General features: G+C 61.6%; 10 protein-coding genes and 1 pseudogene. All 11 read left to right on the forward strand.

Annotated features, from left to right (window positions below):
- A pseudogene (locus tag PHW99_RS18820) lies at window positions 1-171 on the forward strand (long-chain fatty acid--CoA ligase); the annotation flags it as partial.
- Window positions 172-302: 131 nt separating this feature from the next.
- Window positions 303-1,538, forward strand: a complete 1,236-nt coding sequence (locus tag PHW99_RS04910; protein WP_300174363.1) for a branched-chain amino acid ABC transporter substrate-binding protein — start codon at window positions 303-305, stop codon at window positions 1,536-1,538.
- Between the two features lie 65 nt (window positions 1,539-1,603).
- Window positions 1,604-2,557 carry a branched-chain amino acid ABC transporter permease gene (locus tag PHW99_RS04915; RefSeq protein ID WP_300174407.1) on the forward strand — a complete coding sequence of 318 codons (954 nt, stop codon included), beginning with the start codon at window positions 1,604-1,606 and terminating at the stop codon, window positions 2,555-2,557.
- Window positions 2,557-3,861, forward strand: coding sequence for a branched-chain amino acid ABC transporter permease (locus PHW99_RS04920; protein ID WP_300174365.1), 1,305 nt, complete (start codon window positions 2,557-2,559; stop codon window positions 3,859-3,861). Before PHW99_RS04915 ends, PHW99_RS04920 begins: the two co-directional genes overlap by 1 nt.
- On the forward strand, window positions 3,858-4,637 hold the full coding sequence (locus PHW99_RS04925) for an ABC transporter ATP-binding protein (RefSeq protein WP_300174367.1): 780 nt from the start codon (window positions 3,858-3,860) through the stop codon (window positions 4,635-4,637). Before PHW99_RS04920 ends, PHW99_RS04925 begins: the two co-directional genes overlap by 4 nt.
- Window positions 4,631-5,326 carry an ABC transporter ATP-binding protein gene (locus tag PHW99_RS04930; protein WP_300174368.1) on the forward strand — a complete coding sequence of 232 codons (696 nt, stop codon included), beginning with the start codon at window positions 4,631-4,633 and terminating at the stop codon, window positions 5,324-5,326. The genes PHW99_RS04925 and PHW99_RS04930 overlap by 7 nt, the downstream gene beginning before the upstream one ends.
- Window positions 5,327-5,441: 115 nt before the next feature.
- Window positions 5,442-7,541 (forward strand): 3-hydroxyacyl-CoA dehydrogenase NAD-binding domain-containing protein, encoded by a 2,100-nt coding sequence (locus PHW99_RS04935; protein WP_300174369.1) that lies wholly within the window; start codon window positions 5,442-5,444, stop codon window positions 7,539-7,541.
- 117 nt (window positions 7,542-7,658) lie between these two features.
- A complete protein-coding gene (locus PHW99_RS04940; protein ID WP_300174371.1) occupies window positions 7,659-8,834 on the forward strand; it encodes an acetyl-CoA C-acyltransferase in 1,176 nt (391 codons plus the stop codon).
- Between the two features lie 152 nt (window positions 8,835-8,986).
- Window positions 8,987-10,558, forward strand: a complete 1,572-nt coding sequence (locus PHW99_RS04945) for a methyl-accepting chemotaxis protein (RefSeq protein ID WP_300174373.1) — start codon at window positions 8,987-8,989, stop codon at window positions 10,556-10,558.
- A gap of 16 nt (window positions 10,559-10,574) precedes the next feature.
- The gene (locus tag PHW99_RS04950) at window positions 10,575-11,036 is read left to right on the forward strand and encodes a bacteriohemerythrin (protein WP_300174375.1); all 462 of its coding nucleotides are present in this window, start codon (window positions 10,575-10,577) and stop codon (window positions 11,034-11,036) included.
- A gap of 93 nt (window positions 11,037-11,129) precedes the next feature.
- On the forward strand, window positions 11,130-11,587 hold a 458-nt coding region (locus PHW99_RS04955; protein ID WP_300174377.1), incomplete at its 3' end, for an acyl-CoA dehydrogenase N-terminal domain-containing protein.

The following is an 11,587-nucleotide window of genomic DNA, read 5'->3' on the forward strand; positions in this document are numbered from 1 at the left end:
GAAGTCACCCGCGAGGAGCTGCTCAAGTTCTACGAAGGCAAGACCGCCAAATGGCAGATTCCCGATGACGTGGTGTTCCTGGACAACATCCCGCTCGGTGCCACCGGCAAGATGCAGAAAAGCAAGCTGCGCGAAGTGTTGGCCGATTACCGGTTGCCGGATTTGCGCTAGCAAGTCTGGTTGTCGCCAGGACGACGCCTCATTGGGGATATCCCTCGGAGTGTCGGGGTGATTTGGCGAGTAACCTGCGGGGCGCTCAGTCAAGCTGTACTGAGCCAACGCCAAAACAATGAGGAGACTTCATGAAATTTGCCATCAAAAGCATCGCTGCCTGCGCCTTGCTCAGCGGAACAACCCTGGTTTGGGCCCAAAGTGGCCAGACGGTCAAGATCGCCTTCATCGACCCGCTCTCAGGGCCGTTTGCCAACGTCGGGCAAAACCAGCTCAAGAGCTGGCAGTTTGTGGCCGAGAAACTCAGCGGTGCCAGGAACCCGGCAGGTGTGAAGTTTGAAGTCACCGGCTTTGACAATAAGGGCTCGCCGCAGGAGAGCCTGAACTCGCTCAAGGCCGCCATTGACCAGGGTTTCCGTTACGTGACTCAGGGCAATGGCTCGGGGGCCGGCATGGCCATTGCCGACGCGGTGGCCAAACACAACGCACGCAACCCTGGCAAGGAGGTGATCTACCTCAACTACGCTGCGGTTGACCCGGCCATGACCAATGAGAAATGTGATTACTGGCACTTCCGCCTGGATGCCGACACCTCGATGAAGATGGAGGCCCTGACCACCTTCATGAAGGACCAGCCCAAGGTCAGCAAGGTGTACCTGCTCAACCAGAATTATTCGCATGGCCAGCAGGTGGCCAAGTATTTCAAGGAAGGGCTGGCGCGCAAACGCCCGGACGTGAAGATTGTGGGTGAAGACCTGCACCCGATCGGTCAGGTGAAGGACTTTTCACCCTATGTGGCCAAGATCAAGCAGTCGGGGGCCGACGCCATCGTCACCGGCAACTGGGGTGCTGACCTGACCCTGTTCGTCAAGGCACTCAACGATGCCGGCCTGAAGCTGCCGATGTACACCTACTACGCGCAGGTCACCGGCACACCCAAGGCGCTGGCAGCCGGTGGTGAGGGTGAGGTGTATGTGATCGCCTTTGGCCATGCCAACCACACCGGTGAACTCGGTGCTCTGACCAATGAGTTCAAGAAGAAGTACAACGACGACTATTACACCTTTACCACCTACAACGGCATCAATCTGGTCAGCGCCGCCATGGCCAAGGCCAAGTCGGTGGACCCGGTGAAAGTGGCTGCTGCCATGGAAGGCCTGACGGTCAAGAGTTTTGCTGGCGAGGTGCAGATGCGCAAGTCGGACCACCAGCTGCAGCAGTCGCTGTTTGTCACCAAGTGGCAAAAAGTGGACGCCAAGAACCCCTACAACGTTGAAAACACTGGCTACACCTTTGTGCCGGTCAAGCAGATGGACCCGTATGTGGCCAGCACCCCGACCAGCTGCCAGATGAAGCGCCCGGCCTGAGAACGCACGCCGTGTGCGCTGGGCCAGCGTCCTGTTGACCCGGCGTGTTTGGGGTTCACCAACGGATTGGCATGGAGTTTTTGACGATTTCGCTGCTCAACGGCATCAGTTACGGGCTGCTGCTGTTCATGCTCAGCTCGGGGCTGACGCTGATCTTCAGCATGATGGGGGTGCTCAACTTTGCCCATGCCTCGTTTTACATGCTGGGCGCCTACTTTGCCTACGGCGTCACGCAGTGGCTTGGTTTCTGGCCGGCGCTGGTGCTGGCGCCCTTGGGTGTCGGGGTGCTGGGCGCGGTGTTTGAGCGGTATGTGCTGCGCCGGGTGCATGCCTTTGGCCATGTGCCCGAGCTGTTGATCACCTTTGGCATGAGTTACATCATCCTGGAGCTGGTGCAACTGGTGTGGGGCCGCAGCTCGGTGGACTACCGCGTGCCAGCCCAGCTGAGCGGGCCGCTGTTCACGCTGTATGGCACCCAGTTTCCGCTGTACCGCGCCTTCATGATGGGGGTGGCGCTGCTGATGCTGGCGTCCCTGTGGCTGCTGCTCAAACACACCCGCGTCGGGCTGGTCATTCAGGCCGCACTGACCCACCCCGCCATGGTTGAGGCACTGGGCCACAACGTGCCACGGGTGTTCATGCTGGCGTTTGGTGGCGGCTGTGCCTTGGCTGGCCTGGCGGGGGTGATTGGCGGCAATGCATTTGTCACCGAGCCCGGCATGGCCATGTCGGTGGGCGGCATCATTTTTGTCGTGGTGGTGGTGGGCGGCATGGGTTCGCTGGCCGGGGCGTTCTGGGCCTCGCTGCTGATCGGGGTGGTGCAGACCTTTGCCGTGGCGGTGGATGTGTCGCCGGTGTTGATGTTGCAACAGCTCGGGCTGCTGGTCACGCCGCAGACACCGGGCTACGCGCTGCTCAAGCTCAAGGTCAGCCAGGTCGCGCCGATCCTGCCTTATCTGCTGCTGGTGCTGATGCTGATTTTCAGGCCCCGGGGCCTGCTGGGCACGCGGGAGGACTGATGGCACTGTCACACCGCCGCCAGGGTCGTTACGCGCTGCACCCGATTGACCTGGGCCGTGTCGCGGTCTGGGGTTCGTACACCTTGTTGCTGTTGCTGGCACCCCTGGTGTTCACCAGCAGCCTGAGCCAGACCCTGCTGAGCCAGATGGGCATCGCCATCATTGTCTGCCTGAGTTACAACATGCTGCTGGGGCAGGGCGGCATGCTCAGTTTCGGCCATGCGGTGTATTCCGGCATGGGGGCGTTCCTGGCCATCCACACGCTCAACCGAGTCACTGGCGGCCTGCCGTTGCCAGTGAGCCTGATCCCGCTGGTGGGCGGGGCCGGCAGCATGGCGCTGGCGCTGCTGTTGGGCTGGGTCACCACCAAGAAGGCGGCCACGCCGTTTGCCATGATCACGCTCGGTGTGGGTGAACTGGTGTGGGCCATGGCACTGATGTTGCCGGAATTTTTTGGCGGCGAGGGCGGCATCTCAGGCAACCGGGTGGTTGGCAGCCCGGTGCTGGGCGTCAGCTACGGCCCGCAGATTCAGTTGTATTACCTGATTGCCGCCTACACGCTGCTGAGCACGGCGCTGATGTACGCCTTCACCCGCACGCCGCTGGGGCGCATGCTCAACGCCGTGCGCGACAACCCCGAGCGGGTGGCCTTTGTCGGCTACAACCCGCAGGTGGTGCGCTACATCGCCTTTGTCATTGCGGCCTTTTTTGCCGGCATCTCGGGCGCGCTGGCGGCGCTGAACTTTGAAATCGTCACCGCCGAGGTGGTCAGCGGCTACCGCTCCGGCGCATACCTGTTGTTCACCTTTCTCGGTGGCGCCACCTTTTTCTTTGGCCCGATCATCGGCGCTGTGCTGATGGTGCTGGCCTTTGTGGTGCTGTCCGAATTCACCAAGGCCTGGCTGCTGTACCTGGGGCTGATTTTTCTGTTCATGGTGATGTATGCCCCCGGTGGGGTCGCCGCGCTGCTGATGATGAACCTGCGTCTGGCGCTGTACGGCCGCCTGCGCAGCCTGTGGGTCAGCTACCTGGCGCTGGGCGTGACCGCGCTGGTGACCTTGCTGGGCGCGGCGGCCATGGTCGAGATGGTCTACCACCTGCAGCAGGGTGATGCTCTCGGGCCCGAGCTGTCTTTCCTGGGTGCCACACTGGATGTGCGCGGGTTGAACAGCTGGTTTGGTGCCGTGTTTGTGATGCTGACCGGCTGGGGCCTGTTTGAGCTGACCCGGCGCCAGTTTGTGGCGCACTGGAGCCAGATCAACCAGGACATCGAGAGCGACATTCGGCGGCGCGAAACCTTATGACCCATCCTGTTCCCCCACCAGCGCTGGAATTGCGCGACCTGCGTAAAAGTTTTGGCAAGACTGAAATCATTCGCGGCATCAGCCTGTGCGTGGCACAAGGTGAACGTGTGGCCATCATCGGCCCCAATGGCGCGGGCAAGTCCACCCTGTTCAACCTGATCAGCGGTCGGCTCGCGCCCAGCGCCGGGCAGATCCTGCTCAATGGCCAGCACATCGAAGGCCGACCACCCTACGAGATCAACCGCCTGGGCCTGTCGCGCAGTTTCCAGATCACCAACATCTTTCCCCGCTTGAGCGTGTTTGAAAACCTGCGCTGTGGCGTGTTGTGGAGCCTGGGCTACAAGTACACGTTTTTGAAGTTCTTGCTTGATCTGGACGACGCCAACGAACGCGCCGAGGAACTCATGGAGATGATCCATCTGGACAAAAAACGCGACACCCTGGCTGTGAACCTGACCTACGCCGAGCAGCGCACGCTGGAGATCGGCATCACCATCGCCGGCGGCGCCAAGGTGATTCTGCTGGACGAACCCACCGCCGGCATGAGCAAATTTGAGACCAGCCACTTCACCCGGTTGATCCGCAACGTCACCGAGGGCCGCACGCTGCTGACCGTGGAGCACGACATGGGGGTGGTGTTTGGCCTGGCCGACAAGATTGCGGTGGTGGTGTATGGTGAGCTGCTGGCGTTTGATGTGCCCGAAGCCGTGCGCGCCGACGCCCGCGTGCAGGAAGCCTATCTGGGCGCCGTGGTCTCGGAGCCCCAGCCATGCTGAGCATTGACAAGCTGCATGCCTTCTATGGCAAGAGCCATGTGCTGCATGGGGTCTCGCTGGAAGTGGGGGCCGGGGAAATCGTGGCGCTGCTCGGGCGCAACGGCTCCGGGCGCTCCACCACGGCCAAGGCCATCATGGGGCTGGTTGACGCCCAGGGCACACTGCGTTGGAAGGGGCAGGACATTCTTGGCAAAAAAACCTATGAAATCGCCCATCTGGGCATCGGTTACGTGCCCGAAAGCCGCGACATCTTCCCCAAACTCACGGTGGAACAAAACCTGATCCTGGGTCAGAAGCGCCTGCGTCACAGCGGGCGCTGGTCGATGGCCGACATGTACGCCATGTTTCCGCGGCTCAAGGAACGCCAGCACACCGAAGCCGGTGTCATGTCCGGTGGCGAGCAGCAGATGCTGACCCTGTGCCGCACCCTGATGGGTGACCCGGACCTGATCATCATCGACGAGCCCACCGAGGGCCTGGCGCCGATGATGGTGGAACTGGTGGGGGAATTTCTCAAGACCCTGCGCACCAAGGGCATCTCAGTGCTGCTGATCGAACAGAAATTGACCATTGCACTGGCCATCTCTGACCGCTGCGCCGTCATGGGTCATGGCCGCGTGGTGTTCACCGGCACGCCGAAAACCTTGCTTGAAGACGAGACCGTGCGCCGGGAATGGCTGGCGGTGTGAAGGCGGCCCCCTATCACCTGCGCGACAACCCTAGGGCTTACCCGTAGTCAGGTTGTCATCCAGCCTTCCTACAATAAAAAGAACGACCGTTCTATTTTTTAAAGAGGAAGCCACCATGACCGCTGAATACACCGTGCAAGGCACTGTTGCCGTGATCACGTTGAACAACCCGCCCGTCAACGGGCTGGGCTATGCCACGCGACTGGCGCTTACCGACGGACTGGCGAAAGCGCAGGCCGATGCCAAGGTCAAAGCCATCGTCATCACCGGTGCGGGCAAAGCCTTCTCGGGCGGGGCGGACATCACCGAATTTGGCTCGCCCAAGGCCTACCAGGAGCCCAATCTGCTCAGCGTCATCCTGGCGGTGGAAGCCGCCACCAAGCCGGTGATTGCCGCCGTGCACACCGTGTGTATGGGTGGTGGGCTGGAACTGGCGCTGGGCTGCAATTACCGCATCGCCGCCCCCGGCTGCAATGTGGCGCTGCCTGAGGTCAAGCTGGGCCTGATTCCCGGTGCCGGTGGCACCCAGCGCCTGCCGCGTGCCTTGGGGGTGGAGCCCGCGCTGAACATGATCGTTAGCGGCGAGCCGGTCAAGAGCGAGATGCTGGCCATGGTGCCCGGTCAGCAACTGTTCACCAGAATGGCCAGCTCGGCCGAGACCCTGCTGGCTGAAGCGGTGGCTTACGCCGAGGAAGTGGCCGATGTGCGCCCCCTGCCGCAAGTGCGCAACCTGCCGTGCAAGCACCCGATGGGTGATGCTTATTTCCAGTTTGCCCGCAACATGGTGGGCGGCATGGCCAAAAACTTCCCGGCGCCGCTCAAATGTGTGGACGCGGTTGAAGCCGCCACCAAACGCAAGTTTGCCGATGGCCTGGCCTTTGAGCTGCAGAACTTTGTCAACCTGATGCAAACTTCTGAGAGTCGTTCGCTGCGGCACCTGTTTGCCGCCGAACGTGCCGCGTCAAAGATCCCGGATGTGCCTGCTGATACGGCGCAACGTGCCATCAACGCTGTCGCCATCATCGGCGCCGGCACCATGGGCGGCGGCATTGCCATGAACTTCCTCAACGCCGGGGTGCCGGTGAAGATGCTGGAGATGAAGCAAGAGGCGTTGGACCGAGGCCTGGCCACCATCCGCAAAAACTACGAAGCCCAGGTCAGCAAAGGCAAACTCAAGCAAGACAAGTACGAGCAGCGCATGGCGCTGCTGTCCACCACGCTGAGTTACGACGACCTGCTTGATGCCGATCTGGTGATCGAAGCCGTGTTTGAAGACATCGGTGTGAAAGAAGCCGTGTTCAAGGAGCTGGACCGCGTGATGAAACCCGGCGCGATTCTGGCGTCCAACACCTCGACGCTGGACGTGAACAAAATTGCTGCCTTCACCCAGCGCCCGCAAGACGTGGTGGGTCTGCACTTCTTCAGCCCGGCCAATGTGATGAAGCTGCTGGAAGTGGTGCGTGGTGAAAAAACCGCCAAAGACGTGCTGGCCACCGTGATGAGCCTGGCCAAAAAGATCAAGAAAACCGCCGTGGTGTCGGGCGTGTGCGACGGCTTCATTGGCAACCGCATGATCGAGCAATATGGCCGCCAGGGCGGTTTCCTGCTGGACGAGGGTTGCACCCCGGCGCAGGTGGACAAGGCGATGGAGAAATTCGGCATGGCCATGGGGCCATTCCGCATGAGCGACCTGGCGGGTAACGACATCGGCTGGGCCATCCGCAAACGCCGCTACACCGAGCAGCCCGACATGAAGTACAGCAAAACCGCTGACCTGCTGTGCGAAAAAGGCCGCTTTGGCCAGAAGACCGGGGCCGGCTGGTACGACTACGTGCCTGGCAAGCGCGACGCGATTCCAAACGCTGAGGTGGTCAAGATGATCGAAGACCACCGCGCCGCTTTAGGCATCACCCCGCGCAAGATTTCGGACGAGGAAATCGTCCAGCGCCTGGTGTTCAGCCTGGTCAACGAAGCCGCCCATATTCTGGAAGAAGGCATTGCCAACAAGGCCAGCGACATCGACGTGGTCTACATCTTTGGCTACGGCTTCCCGGTGCACCGCGGTGGCCCGATGAACTACGCCAACGAGGTTGGCCTGTTCAACGTGGTGCAAGCCATGAAACGCTTTGCCCAGAACCCGCTGGACGATGCCAAGTTCTGGCAGCCCGCGCCGCTGCTGGCCCGGCTTGCCGCTGAAGGCAAAACATTTGGCTAAATCGGCCTCTAGCCCAGGTAAATCAAAGGCTAGTAGCTATCAATTTTGAAATTTTTCGGAACAGACCGTAAGCCCAACAAGTGGGCCAGCGCTGTCCTCACCCCTTAGGAGATCACCATGACATCCGCCGTAATCGTTTCCACCGCCCGCACCCCCTTGGCCAAAAGCTGGAAGGGCTCTTTCAACATGACCCACGGGGCCACGCTGGGCGGCCACGCGGTGGAGCACGCCATCGCCCGCGCTGGCATTGAGGCCGCCGAGGTCGAAGACGTGATTTTGGGCTGCGCCCTGCCTGAGGGCGCCACCGGCTCCAACATCGCCCGCCAGGCTGCCTTGCGGGGTGGTTGTCCGGTGACGGTGTCGGGCATGACGCTGAACCGCTTTTGCTCCTCCGGCCTGCAAGCCATTGCGCTGGCTTCCCAACGCATCATCACGGGTGAGGGCGACACCTATGTGGCCGGGGGTGTCGAGAGCATTTCCTGCGTGCAGCAAGAGCTCAACAAACACATGCTCACCGACCCGTGGCTGCTGAAAAACAAGCCCGAGATTTACTGGGACATGCTGCAAACTGCGGAAAACGTCGCCAAACGTTACGGCATTGGCCGTGAAGCCATGGACGAGTATGGTGCCGCCAGCCAGCAAAAAGCCAGCGCCGCGCTGGAAGCGGGCCTGTTCAACGCCGAGATCGCCCCGATCACCGTCACCATGGGTGTCGCCGACAAAGTCATGGGGTTGACGACCAAAAAAGTTACCGTTAGCCAGGATGAAGGTATCCGCCCCGGCACCACCTATGACGGCATCAAAGGCCTGCGCTCGGCCATGCCTGGTGGCCTGGTCACCGCCGGTAACGCCAGCCAGTTCTCTGACGGCGCCGGGGCCATGGTGTTGATGCACGAAGTGACCGCGCAACGCAAGGGCCTGCAGCCGCTGGGCCGCTTCCTGGGTTTTGCCGTGGCCGGCTGTGAACCCGATGAAATGGGCATTGGCCCGGTGTTTGCCATTCCCAAAGTGCTGGGTCGCCTGGGCCTGAAGGTGGATGACATCGACCTGTGGGAACTCAACGAAGCCTTTGCCGTGCAGGTGATCTACTGCCGCGACAAGCTCGGCATTGACAACACCCGCCTGAACGTCAACGGCGGTGCCATCGCTGTTGGCCACCCCTACGGTGTCAGCGGCCAGCGCCTGACCGGGCACGCCCTGATCGAAGGCAAACGCCGTGGTGCCAAGCGCGTGGCGGTCACCATGTGCATCGGCGGCGGCATGGGGGCTTGCGGGGTGTTTGAGGTGTTGTGAGTGGTCAGGCCGGTGGCTTGCTCGTGGACGGGCGCGGGCGTTGCTGCGGTTGGTGATAATGGGGCGTCAAAGGCGCTTGCCATCGTGTGTTGGACCACTGGCTGTTTCTTCAGTGGTTGGGCAGGCTGAACACGTTCATCACCGGAGATCCCATGGGTATCAAGAATCTGAAAATTGGCGTCAAACTGGGCATCGGTTTTGGTGTGCTGCTGTTCATGTTGGTGAGTTCCAACCTGCTGGCGGCCTGGCAATTCAACCAGGTGGGTGACATCAATGACACGATCATTAACCAAGACTGGGCCAAGGCTGATCTGGTCAGTGGCATCAGCGTGGCGGCACGCGACAACGCCCGGCTGACCGCTGATCTGATGTTGCTTGACGACAAGGCCCAGATTGAACGTATCAACCAGAAAATCGAAGTCAACAAAGCCGCCATCACCAAGGCCCTGGTTGAGATGGATGCGCTGGAGAGCGTGCCCGAAGGCAAGGCGCTGCTGCAAAAAATCCGCGAAGCACGGGCAGCCTATGTGGCCTCTTTCACCAAGGTGGGGCAACTGGCGGCAGCCGGCCAGCTGCCTGAAGCCAAGGCGATGTTCAGCACCCAAACCGAACCGGCTGTTGAAACCATGCTGGGGCACATCAACCAGATGGGTGAGTTGCAGCGCAGGCTGGTGAAGGAAAGCGCCGCCGAGAGCGAACGCCGCATTCACCTGGCGCTGACATCCCTGCCGGTTCTTGCGCTACTGGGTTTGCTGATAGGGACGTTCAGCGCCTGGTGGATCACGCGCCTGATCACCGTGCCGATTGGCCAGGCGGTGCAAGTGGCGCAACAGGTGGCCAAAGGGGACCTGACCAGCCAGATCCGGGCTGACAGCCAGGACGAAACCGGCCTGCTGCTGCAGGCCCTCAAGGACATGAATGACAGTCTGGTGGGGATTGTTGGGCAGGTGCGTGGTGGTTCCGAAGCCATTTCCAGTGCCACCAGCCAGATCGCCGCCGGTAACCTTGATTTGTCGCAGCGCACCGAGGAGCAGGCCGCCGCACTGGAGCAAACCACGGCTTCACTGGCGGAACTGACGGGCACGGTCAAGCAGAACTTTGAGAGCGGCCGCCACGCCAACCAGGTGGCGGCGGGCGCGGCCGAGGTGGCCGTGCGTGGGGGCTCGGTGGTAATGCAGGTGGTGAAGACCATGGAGGACATCAATGTGTCCTCGCGCAAGATTGCCGACATCATCGGTGTCATCGACGGTATCGCGTTCCAGACCAATATCCTGGCGCTCAACGCCGCCGTGGAGGCCGCCCGCGCTGGCGAGCAGGGGCGCGGGTTTGCCGTGGTGGCCTCCGAGGTGCGCAGCCTGGCGGGCCGTTCGGCCACGGCCGCACGTGAAATCAAGACGCTGATCGAGACCTCGGTGGGCAATGTCACGCAGGGCTGCAAGCTGGTGGAGCAGGCTGGCAGCACCATGGACGAGATTGTGGTCAGCGTGCGCCGGGTGGCCGACATCATGGGCGAGTTGACCGCTGCCGCGCAGGACCAGTCCTCCGGCATCGACCAGATCAACCAGGCCATGGGCCAGATGGATCAGGTCACCCAGGGCAATGCGGCGCTGGTGGAGGAGTCCGCAGCAGCGGCGCAGTCCCTGAATGACCAGGCGCAGGCGCTGGTGCGCAGTGTGGATGTGTTCAAACTTTCAGGTCAGCAGACGTTGGCGCTGACCGCTTGAGCCAAGGGGGAAAGACATGGCTTATTTTGAATGGGGTGTGGATCTGGTCATCGACAATGGCCCGATTGATGAGGATCACAAAGTTCTGGTGTCGCTGGTCAACGAGTTGCACACCGCGACCAGCCAGGGACAGGGACACGACATGGTGGAGAACCTGCTGCAGCGGCTGGTGTCCCACACGCGGGACCATCTCCAGCGCGAAGAACACATCATGAGCGCCGCCCAATTTCCGCAGCTCACCGAGCATCTGGTGGGGCACAACGACTTCATGGACAAGCTGCTTGAGCTGCAGGAAAAATACCGGGCGGGCAGCATCACTGTGGCGCCGCAGTTGTCGGCCCTGCTGCGCGACTGGTTGTCGATTCACATCCGCCGGTACGACCGCGAGTTGCTGGTTTTCATGAAAAAAAGCCAAAAAGCGCAGCAGGCTACCCAGCGCAGCCAGCGGCGTCCCAGCCAGCCCAAGCCGGGGCGGTGAGTCGCGGCGGCCTGCCGTGTTTTGTCGCTACTGTTGTCATAGCTGCTAGCGACCTGTTTATGCGGGCTAGAGGCACTTTTTATCCATGAAATCATGAGCTTTCGCACGACCCTGGAATTCCTGTTGCATGACTGGCTGGCTGTGGAGCGCCTGACGACCCGAGCGCGTTTTGCCGACCACAGCCGCGACACCTTCGACGCGGTGCTGGACACCTGCGAACGCATCGCCCGCGACAAGTTTGCCCCGTTCAACCGCCTGGTGGACACCCAGGAGCCGCGAGCTGAGGCCCTGCCCGACGGCAAACTGCGCGTGGTTTTGCCCCAGGCTACCGCAGAGGCCTACCACGCCTATGCCGACTCGGGCATGCTCAGCGCCGCGCAGAGCTACGAGCTGGGCGGCATGCAGTTGCCCTACGTGGTGGAGGCGGCGGCCAACGCCTTTTTTGCCAAGGCCTCGGTCAGCATCGGTTTTGGTCTGCTGACAGCGGGCAACGCCAACCTGCTGATGGCGCACGGCACGCCGCTGCAACAAGCCGTGTTTGCCGCCAACGA

The sequence above is a fragment of the Rhodoferax sp. genome (genome assembly GCF_028689305.1).
Classification (GTDB): Bacteria; Pseudomonadota; Gammaproteobacteria; order Burkholderiales; family Burkholderiaceae_C; genus Rhodoferax.

Excerpts from the sequence above, each read along its gene's own strand:
- PHW99_RS04950 (WP_300174375.1), top strand. The coding sequence starts at position 10,575 with ATGGCTTATTTTGAATGGGGTGTGGATCTGGTCATCGACAATGGCCCG.
- PHW99_RS04940 (WP_300174371.1), top strand. The coding sequence starts at position 7,659 with ATGACATCCGCCGTAATCGTTTCCACCGCCCGCACCCCCTTGGCCAAA.
- PHW99_RS04935 (WP_300174369.1), top strand. The coding sequence starts at position 5,442 with ATGACCGCTGAATACACCGTGCAAGGCACTGTTGCCGTGATCACGTTG.
- PHW99_RS04945 (WP_300174373.1), top strand. The coding sequence starts at position 8,987 with ATGGGTATCAAGAATCTGAAAATTGGCGTCAAACTGGGCATCGGTTTT.
- PHW99_RS04925 (WP_300174367.1), top strand. The coding sequence starts at position 3,858 with ATGACCCATCCTGTTCCCCCACCAGCGCTGGAATTGCGCGACCTGCGT.
- PHW99_RS04930 (WP_300174368.1), top strand. The coding sequence starts at position 4,631 with ATGCTGAGCATTGACAAGCTGCATGCCTTCTATGGCAAGAGCCATGTG.
- PHW99_RS04920 (WP_300174365.1), top strand. The coding sequence starts at position 2,557 with ATGGCACTGTCACACCGCCGCCAGGGTCGTTACGCGCTGCACCCGATT.
- PHW99_RS04910 (WP_300174363.1), top strand. The coding sequence starts at position 303 with ATGAAATTTGCCATCAAAAGCATCGCTGCCTGCGCCTTGCTCAGCGGA.